The sequence below is a fragment of the Amycolatopsis sp. NPDC104819 genome, assembly GCF_055583145.1.
Genome location: NZ_JBVJON010000010.1, coordinates 24,837 through 41,619, shown reverse-complemented (window position 1 = coordinate 41,619; position 16,783 = coordinate 24,837). Strand labels below are relative to the sequence as shown.

The 16,783-nt window shown below is 72.8% G+C and carries 13 protein-coding genes; 3 read left to right on the top strand and 10 right to left on the bottom strand.

All coding sequences use genetic code 11. The annotated features are described in order from the left end of the window. Positions 1 to 18 precede the first annotated feature (18 nt). Positions 19 to 951: an AraC family transcriptional regulator gene (locus ACZ63E_RS30160; RefSeq protein ID WP_465339514.1), complete on the top strand. Its 933-nt coding sequence runs from the start codon at positions 19 to 21 to the stop codon at positions 949 to 951. A 4-nt stretch (positions 952 to 955) separates the two neighbouring features. Here the strand turns inward: ACZ63E_RS30160 and ACZ63E_RS30155 are convergent, their stop codons facing one another. The 7 genes from ACZ63E_RS30155 to ACZ63E_RS30125 form a co-directional block, all read right to left on the bottom strand. Next, on the bottom strand, positions 956 to 1,387 hold the full coding sequence (locus ACZ63E_RS30155) for an SRPBCC family protein (protein WP_465339513.1): 432 nt from the start codon (positions 1,385 to 1,387) through the stop codon (positions 956 to 958). Continuing rightward, entirely contained in the window at positions 1,384 to 1,722 is a 339-nt protein-coding gene (locus tag ACZ63E_RS30150; protein WP_465339511.1) for an ArsR/SmtB family transcription factor, read from the bottom strand. Before ACZ63E_RS30150 ends, ACZ63E_RS30155 begins: the two co-directional genes overlap by 4 nt. 39 nt (positions 1,723 to 1,761) lie before the next feature. Next, positions 1,762 to 2,805, bottom strand: a complete 1,044-nt coding sequence (locus tag ACZ63E_RS30145) for a hypothetical protein (RefSeq protein ID WP_465339510.1) — start codon at positions 2,803 to 2,805, stop codon at positions 1,762 to 1,764. Positions 2,806 to 3,336: 531 nt separating this feature from the next. Beyond that, complete coding sequence (locus ACZ63E_RS30140; RefSeq protein ID WP_465339508.1) at positions 3,337 to 4,503, bottom strand: MFS transporter; 1,167 nt, start codon at positions 4,501 to 4,503, stop codon at positions 3,337 to 3,339. An 11-nt stretch (positions 4,504 to 4,514) separates the two neighbouring features. Continuing rightward, entirely contained in the window at positions 4,515 to 5,354 is an 840-nt protein-coding gene (locus ACZ63E_RS30135) for an alpha/beta fold hydrolase (protein WP_465339507.1), read from the bottom strand. A gap of 17 nt (positions 5,355 to 5,371) precedes the next feature. Beyond that, the gene (locus ACZ63E_RS30130; RefSeq protein WP_465339505.1) at positions 5,372 to 11,428 is read right to left on the bottom strand and encodes an amino acid adenylation domain-containing protein; all 6,057 of its coding nucleotides are present in this window, start codon (positions 11,426 to 11,428) and stop codon (positions 5,372 to 5,374) included. A 59-nt stretch (positions 11,429 to 11,487) separates the two neighbouring features. Continuing rightward, the gene (locus ACZ63E_RS30125) at positions 11,488 to 13,239 is read right to left on the bottom strand and encodes a non-ribosomal peptide synthetase (RefSeq protein WP_465339503.1); all 1,752 of its coding nucleotides are present in this window, start codon (positions 13,237 to 13,239) and stop codon (positions 11,488 to 11,490) included. Between the two features lie 288 nt (positions 13,240 to 13,527). Here ACZ63E_RS30125 and ACZ63E_RS30120 point away from each other — a divergent pair, with 288 nt between their 5' ends. Beyond that, positions 13,528 to 13,911: a RidA family protein gene (locus ACZ63E_RS30120; protein ID WP_465339502.1), complete on the top strand. Its 384-nt coding sequence runs from the start codon at positions 13,528 to 13,530 to the stop codon at positions 13,909 to 13,911. Positions 13,912 to 13,914: 3 nt separating this feature from the next. Here the strand turns inward: ACZ63E_RS30120 and ACZ63E_RS30115 are convergent, their stop codons facing one another. Together ACZ63E_RS30115 and ACZ63E_RS30110 are read right to left on the bottom strand one after the other, a co-directional pair. Further along, positions 13,915 to 15,102 carry an RNA polymerase sigma factor gene (locus ACZ63E_RS30115; RefSeq protein WP_465339501.1) on the bottom strand — a complete coding sequence of 396 codons (1,188 nt, stop codon included), beginning with the start codon at positions 15,100 to 15,102 and terminating at the stop codon, positions 13,915 to 13,917. After that, on the bottom strand, positions 15,099 to 15,443 hold the full coding sequence (locus ACZ63E_RS30110) for a YciI family protein (RefSeq protein ID WP_465339499.1): 345 nt from the start codon (positions 15,441 to 15,443) through the stop codon (positions 15,099 to 15,101). The genes ACZ63E_RS30115 and ACZ63E_RS30110 overlap by 4 nt, the downstream gene beginning before the upstream one ends. A gap of 97 nt (positions 15,444 to 15,540) precedes the next feature. Between ACZ63E_RS30110 and ACZ63E_RS30105 the strand changes: the two genes are divergently transcribed. Next, positions 15,541 to 16,584 (top strand): site-specific integrase, encoded by a 1,044-nt coding sequence (locus tag ACZ63E_RS30105; RefSeq protein WP_465339497.1) that lies wholly within the window; start codon positions 15,541 to 15,543, stop codon positions 16,582 to 16,584. A gap of 6 nt (positions 16,585 to 16,590) precedes the next feature. Here the strand turns inward: ACZ63E_RS30105 and ACZ63E_RS30100 are convergent, their stop codons facing one another. Further along, positions 16,591 to 16,761, bottom strand: coding sequence for a hypothetical protein (locus tag ACZ63E_RS30100; RefSeq protein WP_465304925.1), 171 nt, complete (start codon positions 16,759 to 16,761; stop codon positions 16,591 to 16,593). Between the last annotated feature and the right edge of the window lie 22 nt (positions 16,762 to 16,783).

Sequence of the window (16,783 nt, the reverse complement as noted above, 5' to 3'; positions counted from 1 at the left end):
TCGTCTACACTCGGCAGCATGGATCCGCTCGCCGCGCTCCTCGACGGCCCCCGCGCCCACGGCGCGTTCCTGCTCCGCTCGGTGCTGACGCCACCGTGGGCGCTGCACATCGAGGACGAGGCGCCCCTGACCGTCGTCTCCGTCGTCCGCGGCGAAGCGTGGATCGTGCCCGACGGCGGTGAAGCCGTCCTGATGCGCGAAGGCGACGTCGCGATCGCGCGCGGCCCGGACCCGTACCTCGTCGCCGACCACCCTGCGACGCCGCCGCAGGCGATCATCCTGCCCGGCCAGGAGTGCCGCACCCCCGACGGCGGGCACCTCACCGACTACGCCGACCTCGGTGTCCGGACCTGGGGCCACGGCACCGACGGGCCGGTCGTGCTGCTCACCGGCACTTACGGCATGGAAGGCGAGCTCAGCAAACGGCTCCTCGCGGCGCTGCCGGTGCTGATCGTGCTGCGCGCGGACGACTGGCCGACGCCGCTGGTCGGGCTGCTCGCCGGTGAGATCGGCAAGGACGTGCCGGGCCAGGAAGCCGTCCTGGACCGGCTGCTCGACCTGCTGCTGATCGCCGCGTTGCGGACCTGGTTCGACCGGCCGGACACCAGCGCGCCCGCCTGGTACCGCGCCCACGACGACCCGGTCGTCGGCCAGGCGTTGCGGCTGCTGCAGCACCAGCCCGCCGAACCGTGGACGGTCGCGAAGCTCGCCGCCAACACCGGGGTCTCCCGGGCCGCGCTGGCCCGGCGGTTCGCCGTCACCGTCGGCGAGACGCCGATGGCCTACCTCGCCGGCTGGCGGCTCGCGCTCGCCGCGGATCTGCTGCGCCAGCAACCGGACGCCACGATCGGCTCGGTCGCCCACCAGGTCGGCTACGGCAGCGCGTTCGCGCTCAGCGCGGCCTTCAAACGCGAGTTCGGCGTCAGTCCCCAGCAGTACCGGACGGCGTGAACGGTCATTTCAGCGCTTCGCCCAGCCGGTCGAGCCAGTCGCCGGTGCCCTGCTCACGCCACTCCGGCTTCTCCGCGCCGTCGAGGAAGGTGCCCTGCTCGGTCAGGGTCAGCCGGGTGCCGTCGCCTTCGTCGGCCAGCTCGACGGTGGTCGTCGACAGCGTGGCCAGTTTGCCGCCGCCGCTGAGCGTGGAGGCGTAGACGATCCGCCGTCCGGGCACGATGTCGTGGTAGGTCGAGACGAGGGCCAAGACGCCGCCGTCCGGGGTGAGCCCGTTGATGGTCTCCTCGCCGCCGACGCGGAAGTCCAGCTCGTGCGTCCCCTCGGAGACGAACCAGGCCTCCTTCGCCGCCGGGTCCGCCCAGGCGGCGAACACGCGCTCCGGGGTCACCGGGTAGGTCCGTTCGAGGGTGAAGGTGGTGTGGATGACGCTCATGTCGTGCTCCCTTCCTCAGGCGGCTCGGCCAGGAGGTCGCCGAGCCGGTCGAGCTTGCTTTCCCAGGTGGTGCGCTGCCGCCCCAGCCAGTGCTCGCCGGCGCGCAGCAGGTCCGGTTCGATCCGGCAGGTCCGGACGCGGCCGGTCTTCTCCGACCGCACGATCCCGGCGGCTTCCAGCACCTGGAGGTGCTGAACGACGGCGGCGAGCGACATGGTCAGCGGCTCGGCCAGCGCACTGACCGACGCCGGACCGCGTACGAGCCGCTCCACCAGCGCCCGCCGGGTGCGGTCACCCAGGGCGCGGAACACCAGGTCCAGGTCATGGTCAACCATGTACTTAAGTTATGCTGCGGCTTCTCGATAGTCAAGTAACTACTTAACCATTGCGGTGACGGCGTCGGGGAGGTCCGGCGTTTCCTTGAGCACGGTGAAGACCCTGGTCAGGGTGTGTTCGGCGGTGTCGGCGCGGGTGAGGGCGGCGCGGAGCTCGGCGCCGAGGTTCGTGGTGGTTTCGTGCATGGACCGGACCGTCTGCTCGTGGGTCGCCTGCAGCTCGGCCAGCCGCTGGTCGAACCCGGCGCGCAGGCGGTCGGTGTCGTTCCGGACTCGTTCCTGTGCCGTTTGGTGGGCAGCTGCTGCCTTGGTCAGCTCTTCGCGGGCCGCGTCGAGCCGTCCGGCAGCTGTTTCGGCGCGGGCTTCGGCGGTCTCGGCCCTGGTCGCGGCGGCTTGACCGCGATGGCGTTCCTCGTCGACGGCGGCGCGGGTGGCCGTGAGCTCCGCGGTCAACGTGGCGATCGTCGAGGCTCGCTCGCCCGCGAGGGTCGCGGTCGCCTCGGCTCGTTCGGTGACCCGCGCCAGCTCGTCGCGGATCGCGGCCAGTTGGCCTTCGGCGCGCTGACGCTCGTGGAGTGCCTCTCGCTGAGCGCCGCGGGCGGCGTCTCGCTCCCGGATGGCGACGGCCTTCTCTTTCTCCGCGGCGGCTGCGGCCGAGGAGGCTTCTTCGGCGGTCTCCCGGGCTTGCGTGGATTCGGCTTCGGCGAGACCTCGCTGACGGCGGTGGTCGTCGGCTTCGGCCAAGGCTGCGTCCCGCTCGGCGAGCGCGGTGGCGGTGGTCGCTTCGAGCTGGTGGCGCAGCGTTGTGAGCGTCTCGACGAGTCCTTGTGCTGGTTCGAGCACCCGGTCGACGTGGCCGGCCAGGGCGGTGACGGCGGTGTCGTCGAGTTGGGTGTCGTTCTCTCGTAGCGACTCGGCGTCCGACAGGACGGCTTCGGCGTCGCGGCAGGTGAGGTTCCGGCGGCCCCAGGTTTTCCCGTCCTGGCAGAACCGCGCCCGGCTCCCCCGGCCTCCTGCGGGTGGCAGCGGTGCTCCACAGCGGCGGTACTCGCAGATTCGGGCCTGACCGGCATCTTCCGTCATGATCGAGACCCTATCAAAGCTTCTAATCAGAACTAGAAGCATCTAGTTTGAACTAGAAACTGAACGATAAGGACTCTGGGTTTGGATAAGGTCACATATCCCAACTCAGAACACCGGATGGCTTCCTCAGGCGGATTCACGGGGTGCAAAACTAGGAGCCCCCGCCGGGCGAGCCTGAAGGCCCTCAGCGAGGACTGAGCCGCGCCCGACCCGGGAGACGGCCGCCTGGTGCGGCGCGCGGCCGGAGGCAGCGGACGGGGCGAGATCGCGGCACTCCGCTCAGCGCGAGCGCACTACTCCGCGACAGTCGAACTCAGGCCACGCAGCGTGGATGCGGGACCTGCTGCTCACCGAAGGCGGCGGCACCGCCACCAGCCTCAGCGAACACCTCCCGGTGACAGCCGGGACTCAGCCGACAGGCGCGGCCGCGGGACTTCGCTACAGCTAAAGCGCGAGCGCGGGACAGCCGGACTCGGGCGAGGCCACGGGACTTCGGGCACAGCCGAAGCGCGGCCACGCCGGCAGCCGAACTCAGCCGACGGGGCGTGGCCGCCGAAGAGCGGGAACCACCGCCGCCGCCACGAGAAGCCCCGCCGCCCACGGCAGATGCCCGGCGCCGACCAGCGGCAACAGCACCCCACCCACCGCGCCACCCAAGCTGATACCCAGATAGATCGCCGAGGAGTTCAACCCCAGCAACACCGGCGCCGACGCCGGGGCCGATGTCACCAGCTTGTGCTGCTGCGGCACCGTGGCCGCCGAGGCGACCGCGCCCCACACCGCCACCCACACCAACGTCGCCGCCAGATCGGCCACCACCAGCGGCCCGATCGCCAGCACCACGATCGCTCCCAGCAGGGTCACCACCACGACCCGCTCCGGCGGGAAGCGGTCCGACAGCCGTCCGGACACCAGCGTGCCTGCGAAACACCCCGCGCCGAACACCAGGAGGACCAGCGTCAGCTGGCCGATCGCCCCTTCGGTCGCGCCCGTCACCACGGCCGCGAGGTAGGTGTACACCGTGTACGTGCCGCTGAACAACAACACGGTCGTGACCAGCACGAGCACCGTCCACCCGTTGCGCAGCGGGGCGAGCCGCTGGCGCAGGCCCACCGACGGGAGGCGCACCGGGGGCAGCTGCAGCGCCACCCCGGCCGCCGCCACGAGGCCGAGCCCCGCCACCGCGAACAACGTCACCCGCCAGTCGACGCCGCCGATGAGCGTGCCGAGCGGGAGGCCGATCGTCGTCGCGGCGCTGAGGCCGCCCAGCACCACCGACATCACCCAGCCGCGTCGCCCCTCGGGGCTCAGGGCCACCGCCGTGCCCGATGCCGTCGACGTGATCGTGCCGGCGCCGATCGCGGTCAGCACCCGGCAGACCATCATCCAGGCGTAGTCGCCGGCCAGCGCCGTCGCCACGTTGCCCACCACGAACAGGCCGAGCGCGACCAGCAGCGCGGCTCGCCGGTCGAGGCCGCTCAGCGCCGCGCCCAGCACGGCCGCCGACACCGCGAACGTCAGTGCGAAGAACGTGACGAGCTGGCCCGCCGCCGAGACCGAAACACCCACGTCGTGCGCGATCGCGGGCAGGAGCCCGGCGATGACGAAGTTGTCCGTGCCCACCGCGAACGTCGCGAGGGTGAGCGGCAGCAGCCACCACGAGGACCGCGTCTGCCGGTCCGGGACCGCCTCCGTCATCGCCGGGTCGCTCACCTGGCGGCCGCCACGAACCCGGTCAGCAGGTTCGCCAGCTTGTCCGCCTGCTCGAAGTGGACCGCGTGCCCGGTGTCGAAGTACTCGACGGTCACCGTCCGCACGCCGGTCAGGAACTCCACCACGCGGTCATTGTCCACGAGCCGGTCGTGCCGGCCGATCACGGCCAGCACCGGGACGTCGCCGATGCCCGGGTAGGACTTCTCGGCCAGCCCCGCCAGCTCGCCCCACACCGCGACGGTCGCCTCGGTGACGGTGGTCAGCCGCAGGTCGTCGGCCTGGATGTACTCGTGCCAGTTCTCCAGCAGCGTGAAGTCCCGCGGCTGCAACGGAACCCGGATGTAGGCGCGGTCGCGGGGCGGCTCGAGGCCGAGCTCGCGCGGCGCCGCTTCGGCCGCGTCCACCGACAGGGACAGCACGTCGCTGTAGCGCTCGTTGAAGAAGAACCCGGGCGAGATCATCAGCATGCTGGTGACGAGCCCCTCCCCCGCGACCCGCGCGGCGACCGCGGTCGCCACCTGGGCGCCGAAGCACCAGCCGGCCAGGTGGATCCGGGTGAACCGGCCGGCGAGCGACCGCAGGAACTCCACGGTGTCTTCGACGGCCTGGTCGCGGTCGGGCAGGTGACCGCGGCCGTCGTTGAGCCCGGAGCCGCGGCGGTCGGTCGCGACGAACGTGACGGGGGCGCCCTCGAGCGCCTCGGCCAGCGGGGCCTGCCAGCCCGAGTGGCTCATGCCGCCGTGGAGCATGACGATGACGTCGTCACCGCGCTCGGCGCCCCACTGCCGGTAGTGCGTCACGTACCCGTCGGCCTGGTCGAACGTGCCGATCTGCATGGCTGTTCCTTTCTGGGTCAGCGAATCTCGCCGAGCAGGGCGGTGATGCCCCGGGACGCGGCCGGGACACCGGCCGCCAGTGTGGTCAGGACTTCGTCGTAGAGCTCGGCCACGAGGGCCAGGCGAGCCGGCGGGAACACCCGCCCGTCGGCGTTGAGGGTCAGCACGAGGTGCTCGCCGTCGAGGTCGTGCCCGGCGTTGACCAGCAGCGGCACGTCGACGTGCTCGAACCACCGGCCGCCGGTCACCACGCCCTGGTAGGCGGTGAACCGCGTGTAGTTGAACAGCGCCGGGAACAGCCGCTCCCGGCCGGTCGCCGCGCGGATCGCGGCCTGCGGGAAGCGCCGGTGCGGCAGGGCCCGCCGTTCGGCGTCGAAGGCGCCGCGGGCGAGCTCGGCCCACGGGCGGCCGGCCACTTCCTGCCGCAGCGGGAGGAAGTTGAGGAACATCCCGAGGATCTCCTCGGCCCGGTCGGTTTCCGGGCGGCCGTGGGTGAACACGCCGGTCACGACGTCGTCCTGCCCGGTGAGCAGCCCGAGGGCCCGCAGGTGGGCCGCGAGCAGGACGTGCTTGAGCGAGACGTGGCACCGCGCGGCCGCCGCGGTCAGCGCCTGGTGCCGCGCTTCGCCGATGACCAGCTTCTCCTCGCTCCAGCGCACCGGCGTCGCCTGCGATGCCGGTGCCGGGAACGTCGCCTCCGGCGCGCCGGCCAGCAGACCGGTCCAGAAGTCACGGCTTTCCGGTGACGCCGCCGCCGTCAGCTCGGCGCGGACGTGCTCGCGGAAGCGCACCGGCGGCGGGCTCGTCGCGGTCATCGGCTCCCCGGCCAGTTCCGCCCGGTACGCGGTGACGAGCTCGCGGACGAACAGCGACAGGCTCCAGCCGTCGAGGATCGCGTGGTGGAACCCGAGGGCGAGCCGGAACTCCGCCTCCCCGGCCGGCTGCGCGGCGAACCGGATCAGTCCCGGCTCCGCCCAGGCGAACCCGCGGGCCCGTTCGGCTTCGAACCAGGCGTCGGCGTCCTCGACCACGTCCAGGCGCGGCTCGACGGAGTCGTGCACCACCTGCAGCGCCGGGGTGTGGTCCAGCCGGAAGGACGTCCGGAACACCTCGTGCGCGTTGAGCGTCCGCCGCAGCGCCGCGCGCAGCGGCTCTTCCCGCAACCGCAGCGGCACCCGGTAGGTGAAGACGTCGTGGAAGGCCGCCTGGGCCAGGTCCCGGTCGGTCGCCCGGATCATGTCCAGCTGCAGCGCGGTCGCCGGGTACGCGTCGGCGGCGCCCGGTTCCCCGGCGACGCCGGCGGCCAGCTCGAACGGCCGCAGCTCCGGCTGGTCCGCCGCGACGGCCGTCCCTGTGCCCAGCCGGGCCGCCAGCGCGCCGGCCGTCCGCGCGTCGAAGACGTCGGCCATGCTCACCGACCGGTCGATCTTGCGGAGCCGGGCCACCACGCGGATCGCGGAGATCGAGTCCAGGCCGAGGTCCAGGTAGTCCTCGTCCCCGGCGAGGCCGCTGACCCCGACCGCCTCGGCGAGCACGGCGGCGACCCGGCGCTCCAGGTCGGTGCCCGCCGCGTCCTCGGCCGGCCGGTCGTCGCCGGCGGCCAGCTCGGCCAGCGCCGAGAGGTACCCGTCCAGGTAGCGCTCGACGACCTCGGCCGGCACGCGGGCGGTGTCGTGGTTGACGAACACGCGCAGCCGGCCCGCGAAGTGGTCGCGGTGCACGTGGACGACCACCGGGAAGCTGGTCTGCTCGAAGTAGTCCGCCCCGGTGATCCGCACCCCGGCCGCCGCGGCGTCGTGGACGTGGAAGTCGGTGTAGTTGAAGACGGTGTCGAACAGGTCGGTGCCGCCGGCGAGCCGCTGGATCTCCGCCAGCGGGAACCGCCGGAACGGCAGGGAAGCCTGCTCGGCGGCCAGCACCCGGTGGGTCAGCGCCGCCCGGCTTTCGGCCCGCAGCCGGAGCGGGAACGGCAGGGTGTTGAGGAACAGCCCGGCCTGCTCGGCGCCGCCGGTGGTCTCCGGCCGCCCGGCCGAGACCAGTCCGGTCACCACCGCGTTCCGCCCGGTCAGCCGGGCCAGCACGGTCAGGTGGGTGGCCAGGTGGGCGCTTTTGACCGGCACGCCGAGGCCGGCGGCGAAGGTGTCGACGGCCCGCTCCAGCTCGACGGGCACGATCCGGCCGGCCGTCGCGGTTCCGGCCACGCCGTCGGTGACGTCCACAGTGGACAGCAGGGTCGGCGTCACCCCGGCCGCGAGGCCGGCCCAGTGCGCCTGGTGCGCGGGATCGGCGACCGCCTTGCGTTCCAGGTCGACGAAAGTGGCGTACGAACCCGGCTCGGGCGGGAGCACGGTCCCGGTGCCCGCCGCGAGCTCCGCGCACCGGCCGCGGATCTCGTCGACGACCAGTGCCACGCTCCAGCCGTCGAGCACGGCGTGGTGAAACGAGAGCCCGAGTGTCGCGGCCGAGTCCGAGCGGACGTGGACGGCGAACCGCACCAGCGGCCCGGCGACGAGGTCGAACGGCCGCTGCCGTTCCCGCGCCGCCCACTGGGCGACGGCGGTGTCCTGCTCTGCAGCGGGGTGGCCGGTCAGGTCGGTGATCTCGGCCGGGGCCGTTCCCACGCGCACCAGCTGCAGCGGTTCGCCGAAGGTGGCGAGGTCGATGCCGGAGCGCAGCTGCGGGTGCCGGTCCACGACCTCCGCGATGGCCTGGCGCAGCAGCTCGGGCCGCACGTCGCCGCTCAGCTCGTAGGTGAAGACGTCGTGGTAGACGGGCGAGTCCTCGTGCCGCATCGTGTGGTAGATCATCCCGGCCTGCAACGTGGTCAACGGCCAGGCGTCGACGACGTCGGCGGGCAGGGCCGCGCGGTCGGCCGGGCCGACGAGCGAGAACGGCGCCGTGTTCTCCGCCGGGGCCACCCCGGCGGGTTCGAGGACCTTCGCCAGCTGCCGGATCGTGGGATGGGCGAACAGGTCGTGGACCTGCACCGGGTAGCCGCGCTCCCGCAGCAGCGCGGTCACCCGGATGCTGAGGATCGAGTCGCCGCCGTGGCGGAAGAAGTTCGCCTCGACCCCGATCGTGTCCGAGCCGAGGACTTCGGCCCAGACAGCGACCAGCTCGCGCTCGCGGTCGGTCGCGGGCGGCTCGGCGGGCTCTTCGGCGGGCGCGGTGAGCACGCGCGGGTCCGGGAGCGCCTTGCGGTCGAGCTTGCCGTTCGCCGTCGTGGGCAGCGCCGGCAGCACCACGACCGCCTGCGGGACCATGAACTCCGGCAGCCGCCCGGCCAGGACCTCCTTGGCGGCCGCGGGGTCGAAGGGTTCGTCGGCCACGACGTACCCGACCAGGGCCCGGCTCGCGCCGAACTCCCGCAGCACGACCGTGGCGTCCCGGACCCCCGGCAGCTCCAGCAGCGCCGCCGCGATCTCCTCGGGCTCGATCCGCACGCCGCGCAGCTTGATCTGGTTGTCGATCCGGCCGAGGTACTGCAGCTGCCCGTCGGGCAGGAACCGGGCGAGGTCGCCGGTGCGGTACATCCGGGCGCCGGGCGTGGTGCCGTACGGGTCCGGGACGAACTTCTCGGCGGTGAGCTCGTCACGGTTGTGGTACCCCGCGGCCACGCCGATCCCGCCGATGCACAGCTCGCCCGGCACCCCGATCGGGGCAAGTCCGCCGCTGCGGTCGAGGACGTAGAGCCGCACGTTCGCGATCGGCCGGCCGATCGGCACGACCGAACCCGGGTAGTCCGTGGTGCACGGCCAGTACGACACGTCGATGGCGGCTTCGGTCGGGCCGTAGAGGTTGTGCAGCCCGCAGGACAGCAGGCGCTCGAACTTCTCGACGGCCGCGAACGGCAGAGCCTCCCCGCTGCAGATCACCCGGCGCAGCGAGCCGCAGTGCGCGGCCAGCTCCTCCTCTTCGAGGAAGACGTTGAGGATGGACGGGATGAAGTGGACGGTGGTGACCCCGCGGTCGGCGATGAGCCGCTTCAGGTAGTCGGTGTCCTTGTGGCCGCCCGGCTTCGCGACGACGATCCGGGCGCCGAACATGAGCGGCCAGAAGAACTCCCACACCGAGACGTCGAAGCTGAACGGCGTCTTCTGCAGGACCCGGTCCTCGCCGGTCAGCCCGTACTCCTCCTGCATCCAGTAGAGCCGGTTGAACAGCGACACGTGCCGGTTGACCACGCCCTTGGGGCGGCCGGTCGACCCGGACGTGTAGATCATGTAGACCGGCGAGTCGCCGGTGAGGTGCCGTTCGACGGGCGCGTCGTCCTCCGGCAGCTCTTCGTCGGCGGAGACGACCAGCACCTGCGCCGCGCCGCCGGCCAGCCGCGCGCGGTGGTGCTCCTGGGTGAGCACGAGCGACGGGGCCGAGTCCTCGATCATGAAGGCGACCCGGTCGGCCGGGTACTCCGGATCGATCGGCACGTACGCGCAGCCGGCCTTCACGATCGCCACCAGCGCGGCGACCATCTCGAGGGAACGGTCGAGGTAGACACCGACGAACGGGGCCTCGGCGCCGGCCCGGCGGTCGAGGATGCGGCGGGCGAGCCGGTTGGTGAAGCGGTCCAGCTCGCGGTAGGTCAGCGTGCGCCCGGCGTAGTCCACCGCGATCGCGTCGGGGGTCGTGCGCGCCTGCGCCTCGAACGCGTCGACGACCGTCGTCCACGGGTAGTCGCGCTCGGTGGCGTTCCAGCCGTCGAGGATCTGCGTGCGTTCCTCGTCGGGCAGGAAGGGGATGTCGGAGACGGCGGTGTCGAGGTGGTCCGGCAGGGCGGTCAGCAGCCGGACGTAGTGGCGCAGCAGGCGCTCGACGGTCGATGCGGTGAAGAGCCCGGTGTCGTACTCGGCTTCGAGCTCGAACCCGTCCTCGGTCTCGGCGACGTAGAGCAGGATTTCGAACTTCGCCGCGGCTCGGCGGATCTCGTGGCGCCGGACGGTGAGACCGTCGCCGAGCGCCGGCTCCGGGCGGCGTCCCAGCACGGTGAGCATGGTCTGGAACACCGGGTTGTGGCTGGGGTCGCGCCGGACGTCGAGGTTCTCCAGCACCCGGGGGTAGGGCACGTGGCCGTGGTCGAGCACCGCGCCCGCGGTCTCGCCGGTGTGAGCGAGCAGTTCGCGGAAGGTCATGCCCTCGTCGACGCGGACCGGCAGCGCGGCGGTGTTGACGAAGCAGCCCACGACGTCGAGGTCGGCTTCGCTGGGCCGGTTGAGCACCGTCGTGCCGACGGTGACCTCGTCCTGGCCGCTGTAGCGGTGCAGCAGCAGCGCGTACGCCGCCAGCAGGACGGTGAAGTCCGTGCTGCGGCACGCCGCGCGGCACCGCTCGAGCGCCGGTGCCAGCTCCGCCCGCGGCACCTGCAGGGTCGTCCCGGAGCCGGCGAAGGTCTGCGTCGCCGGGCGCGGGAAGTCCAGCGGCAGGCGCAGCAGCTCCGGGCCGTCGCGCAGGGCCTTGCGCCAGTGCTCGATCGCTTCGCCGTACGCGCCGGCCTCGCCCGCCTCCTGTTCGCGGCGCACGTGCTCGGCGAACCGGGTCTTCAGCGGCGGCAGCGTGGCCGGTTCCCCGGTCGCGGCCAGGGACCGGTAGTGGCGGCCCAGCTCGTCGACGACGACGGTGTTGCTCCAGCCGTCGGTGGCGAGGTGGTGCAGGGTCAGCCCGAACAGGGCCTCCGCCCCGGGCAGCAGCACGCAGACCGCGCGGACCAGCGGGCCGGTGGCCAGGTCGAACGGGCGGCGGTAGTCCGCCGCGAGCAGCTCGTCACCCCGGGCGCGGGCCGCCTCGGCCGGCTCGTCGCGCAGGTCGACGACCGAGAGCACGTCCGGGGCGGTGGCGTGCACGGTCGCGTGCAGTCCCGAGGACGTGCTGGAGAACGACGTGCGCAGGGTCTCGTGCCGCGCGACGACCTCGGCGAGCGCCGTGCGCAGCAGGGCCGGGTCGAGGTCGCCGGTGATCCGGAACGCCAGCGGTTCGTGGTACACCGGCGCCCCGGCCCGGCGGGCCACCGAATCGACCAGCCACAGGCTCTCCTGGGTGGCCGAAACGGCGTGCGTGGACAGGTCGGATTCGTTCGTCATGAACGGAGTTCCTCCGGAATGTGGGCGCGGGAATCGCGCCGGAATGCGGAAGGTGCGGTTCAGGCGGGTTGTGCTTCCAGCACGCTGACGCGTTCGGCGAACTGCGCCATCGATTCGGCGCGCAACACGTCGCCGGGGTGAACCGGAAGTGACAGGCGTTCGCGCACGCGGTGGGCGATGCGAACCGCCAGAATCGAATTGCCGCCCAGCTCCACGAAATTGTCCGAAGGGGACAGTGCAGGCACGCCGAGCATTTCCTCGACGATCGCGCGCACCGGGGTGAAGGCCTCGTCGGCCCAGTCGCCGCTCTCTTCGCGCGCCGCCGGGGTGGCCAGCAGCGCGGCCATCGCGGCCCGATCGGCCTTGCCGGTGGGCCCGACCGGGAGCGTGTCGAGCACGAGCCACCGGCTCGGGACCATGTACCCCGGGAGGCGGTCGTGCAGCAGCTCCGCCAGCCGGATCGGCAGCGTGTCCGGCTCCGGCGCCGAGCGCGGGGGCAGCACGAAGGCCACGAGCTGCTCGGTCGGGCCGTCCCCGGTCTTCTCGACGAAGCCGGCGTCGACCAGGCCGGTGGCGGTGATCGCCCGTTCGATCTCCTCGAGCTCGATGCGGAACCCGCGCAGCTTCACCTGCCGGTCACGCCTGCCGAGCATCTCCAGCGCGCCGGACGGCAGGCGCCGCACCAGGTCGCCGGTGCGGTAGATCCGGGTGCCGCTGACCGGCTCGACGGTGAACCGCTCGGCGGTCAGCTCGGGCCGGTGCAGATAGCCGGTGGCGATGCGGGGGCCGCCGAGGCACAGTTCGCCGACCGTGCCCGGCGCGACCGCCTGCAGCACGTCGTCCAGCACGAACAGCTCGGTGTCCTGCAGCGCGTGGCCGATCGGGACGCGCTCGACGTCGCGCACGCTGTCCTCGGTGCACTCGAAGTAGGTGGCGAACGACGTGCCTTCGGTCGGCCCGTAGCCGTTGACCAGCCGCTGCGGCGGGCCGGCCGCGAGAGTCCGCCGGACCGCGGCCAGGTCGAGCTGTTCCCCGCCGACGACCAGGTCGCGCAGGGTGGCGAACGCGGCCGGCCGGTCCCAGGCGACCGTGTGGAACAGCGAGGTCGTCAGGAACATCGTGGTGATGTCTTCGCCGGGGAGCAGGTCCAGCCAGGCCGCCATGCCCAGCCCGGTCAGGTCCGGGAAGGGGACCACGGTGGCGCCCGCCGCGAGCGCGCCCCAGAGCTCGGAGGTGGTGACGTCGAAGGCCGGGTTGCACGTGTTGGCGACGCGGTCGCCGGGGCCGACCGGGCAGTAGTTCGGCGCCACTACGAGCCGTACGACGGCGCGGTGCGGGATGACCACACCCTTCGGGCGGCCGGTCGAGCCCGAGGTGAACGTGACGTAGACCGGGTCGTTTCCGCCCGCGTGCACGTCCGGGACGGCTGTTTCCGGTGCGTGGCGCGGGATCCTGACGACTTGGGCCGCACCGGCGGGAACCCGGCTGCCGCCCGCTCCGCAGACGACGGCGCGGGCGCCGGACTCGGCGAGGATGCCGGTGACGCGGTCCGCCGGCGCCTGCGCGTCCAGCGGCAGGTAGGCGGCGCCGGCGCGGATCACGCCCAGCAGTGCCACGACGAGGTCCGCGGACCGCGGCGAGTCGACGGCGACCAGGTCACCCCGCGCGATCCCGGCCGCGGCGAGCTCGGCGGCGAGCCAGCCGGAGCGTTCCCACAGCTGCGCGTACGTCAGCCGCTCGCCGCCGCGGGGCTCGGCCACCGCGAGCGCGCCCGGCCGGATCCCGACGTGCGCGGCGACCAGATCGGCCACCCCGCGGTCGTCGGTTTCGATTTCCCCGATTGTTTCCCTGTTGTCCGCCGCGGCGTAAGCGCTTTGCTGGCGCGCGAAATCACGGCTGCGTGAATGTGACAACGATTCCCCCATGGAATACATGCCGAAGTGACTTGATCTCCCCTGTCAAGCTTCCCCACCTTATGAGGCCTTCTCGTTGCCGAGACACCGCCGGTCGGGTGAACGGATTTTCGCTTGCCGCCACCCCGTTCGTGTGCGTTGGTCGTGCGGCGATACGGTGGGGAGATCGAGAAGGGGAGGAAACCCATGGCGGAATACCTGGTGCGACCGGACGGGCTGCCCCCGGTGAACGGATACAGCCACGTCGTGACCTTCGACGGGCCGCTCGTCGCGGTTTCCGGTCAGGTTCCGGTCAGCGGCGCCGGGGAGTTCGCCGGGGACGCCGCGGACGCGCAGGTGCGGCAGGTGTTCGAGAACCTCGCGACCGCGCTCGCCGCGGCCGGCTCCGGGCTCGACCGGATCGTGAAGCTGACGGTCTTCCTCACCGATCTCGCCGACCTGCCGGCGTTCCGCGCGGTGCGCGACGAGTACCTGGACCCGGACCGGTTGCCGGCGTGTTCGCTGGTGCAGGTGCGCGGCCTGGTGGACCCGCGGTTCCGCGTCGAGATCGACGCGTTCGCCGCGGGCTGACCCTCAGCTCAGGAGCGCCAGCTTGCGCTCCAGCAGTTCCCGCTCCGCGCGGTTGCGGGTCAGCTCGATCGCGCGCCGGTACGCCGAAGCCGCGTCCTCGGTGCGGCCCAGGCGAGCCAGCAGATCCGCGCGAATCGCGTGGTACAGCGGGAAACCCTCGAGGTCGAGGCCGTCGAGCAGGTCCAGCGCCGCGGCGGGACCGTCGACCTCGGCGACCGCGACCGCCCGGTTCAGCGCCACCACCGGGGTCGGTGTGGCGGCCAGGAGCTGGTCGTAGAGCGCCTTGACCTGCGTCCAGTCCGTGGGCGCGTCGCTGTGGACGGCCTGGATCGCCGCCTGGATCTGGTACGGGCCCGGCTGGTTGCGGCGCAGGCAGCGCCGGACGATCTCCTGGCCCTCGCCGATCAGCGCGGGGTCCCAGCGCGTGCGGTCCTGGTCGGCGAGCAGGACGAGGTCGCCGTCGGCGGTGGTGCGGGTGGCGCGGCGGGCGTGGACGAGCAGCATCAGCGCGAGCAGGCCCCAGACCTCCGGCTCGTCCGGCATCAGCCCGGCCAGGACGCGGGTGAGCCGGATCGCCTCGTGGCACAGGTCGTCGCGGACCAGGTCCTCCCCCGCGCTGGCCGTGTACCCCTCGGTGAAGATCAGGTACAGCACCGCGAGCACCGCCGCCAGCCGGGCGGGCAGGTCGGCGTCTCGCGGGACGCGGTACGGGATGCCGGCGTCGCGGATCTTGTTCTTCGCGCGGACGATCCGCTGGGCCATCGTGGGCTCGGCGACCAGGAACGCCGCCGCGATCTCGGTGGTGGTCAGGCCGCCGAGCAGCCGCAGCGTCAGCGCGACCTGGCTGGACCGGGCCAGCGCGGGGTGGCAGCAGGTGAAGATCAGCCGGAGCCGTTCGTCGGGCACGGCGCCCTCCTCGACGGGCTCGGATTCCAGGTGCAGCAAGGCGGCCTGGGCGTGTTTGTCTTCGCGAGCGGCTTCCCGGCGCAGGCGGTCGACGGCGCGGTTGCGGGCGGTGGTGATGATCCAGCCGGCCGGGCTCGGCGGGAGCCCGGCGGCCGGCCAGCGCCGGACCGCCTCGGCGAACGCGTCCTGGACGGCTTCCTCGGCGATGTCGATGCTGCCGAACACCCGCACGAGGACCGACACCGCGCGGCCGTACTCCGCGGCGAAGACCTCCTCGACGCTCATCCGCTGAACGGCCGCACCTCGACCGGCAGCGGGGCGACGGCGTCGGCGAGACGGCTGCCCCAGGCCAGGGCCGCGTCGAGGTCGGGCGCGGTGATGATCGTGAACCCGCCGAGGTGTTCGCGGCCCTCGGTGAAGGGGCCGTCGGTGACGAGCGTGTCGCCGTCGGCGGCCCGCAGCACGGTGGCGCTCGACGGCGGGTGTAGGCCGCCGGCGAACACCCAGGCCCCGGCGGCCTGGAGGTCGGCGTTCAGCGCGTCGAGCTTCTTGGTCACCTCGTCGAGCACGTCCGGCGGCGGGGTCGGGCCGTCGGGCTGGTAGATGCTGAGCAGGTACTGCTTCACGTCGTCTCCTTCGCCGGTCGGTGCGTTCACCGCTGACACGAACGGCGCCCGGCCGGATCGACAGCGTCCCGGACGAATCATCCACTAACCTCGGCGCGTGCCCGACCTGGAACCGGTGACCGACGCGGTCTTGGCCGCCGCGAGCCCGCAGGACCGGCTGGCGTTGCTGGACGAGGCCGCGGCCCGCCACGTCGACGGGCAGCGGCCGCCGAACACGCTCAAGGCCTACGCCCAGGACTGGCAGGTGTGGCAGGACTACACCGCCGAAGCCGGGATCCCGCCGCTGGCAGCGTCGATCGGCGCGCTGACCGGGTTCGTCGTGTGGCTGGAGCGCGGGCGGACGCTGCGGCCGGACGAACGCGCCGTCGCCGAGGTGCCGGAACGGGCCGCCCCGGCGGCGCCGTCGACGATCGAACGACGGCTGACCGGCGCCCTCGCTGGGCTGCGTCACCACAAGGTCGTCGTCGACCCCGAAGCGAGCCGGGCCGCGTGGCGGGCGCTGAAGGGCTACCGGCAGCGGCTCGCCCGGGACGGCATCCAGCGCGGCCGCGGCAAGGCCACGATGGTGACCCTCACCGATCTGCGGGCCATGTCGCGCGCGTGTCCCGACACCCTCGCCGGGGCCCGCGACCGGGCGATGCTGCTGATCGGGTTCCCCATCGCCGCGCGGTGCTCGGATCTGGCGAACCTGCTGGTCACCGACGTCGAGCGGGTCGACGACCGGGGTCTGTCGGTGACTGTGCGGCACGGCAAGAGCACCGGGGACATGGTCGTCCCGCGCCGTGAGAACCCCGACACCGACCCGGTGCGGGCGTGGCTCGCGTGGCGCTCCGGTGCGGGCATCACCGAGGGGCCCGCGTTCCGCCGGGTCGACCGGCACGGCAACGTCGGCGAGCCCGCGCTGAGCACCACCGGCGTCAACCAGATCCTCACCCGGGCCGGTGTCCGGGCGGACCTGCCGTACCCGGTGACCGGGCACTCGTTGCGCTCCGGGTTCGCCACCGAGGCCCGCCGGGCGGGCGCCGACGACCTCGCGATCGCCGACCAGGGGCGCTGGGTGCGCGGCAGCCGGGCGCTGTACGAGTACATCCGCCGCGTCGACCAGTGGGACGACAACGCCGCGGGTGTGCTCGACCTCTGAGCGGCCTCACCGGGTGAGCCGGTCCCGGGTGGCGCCGACGACTTCGCCGTCGAGCCGGGCCAGCCAGCTGCCGCAGACGCAGCGCACGTAGTCGAGGCGGTGGGTGGCCGGCCGGGCCGCGGTCGCCGGCAGTTCGGCGAGCGGCCAGCCGCAGCGGGGGCAACGGTTCGTGGGCATACCCCGATCGTGGTGTAATGGC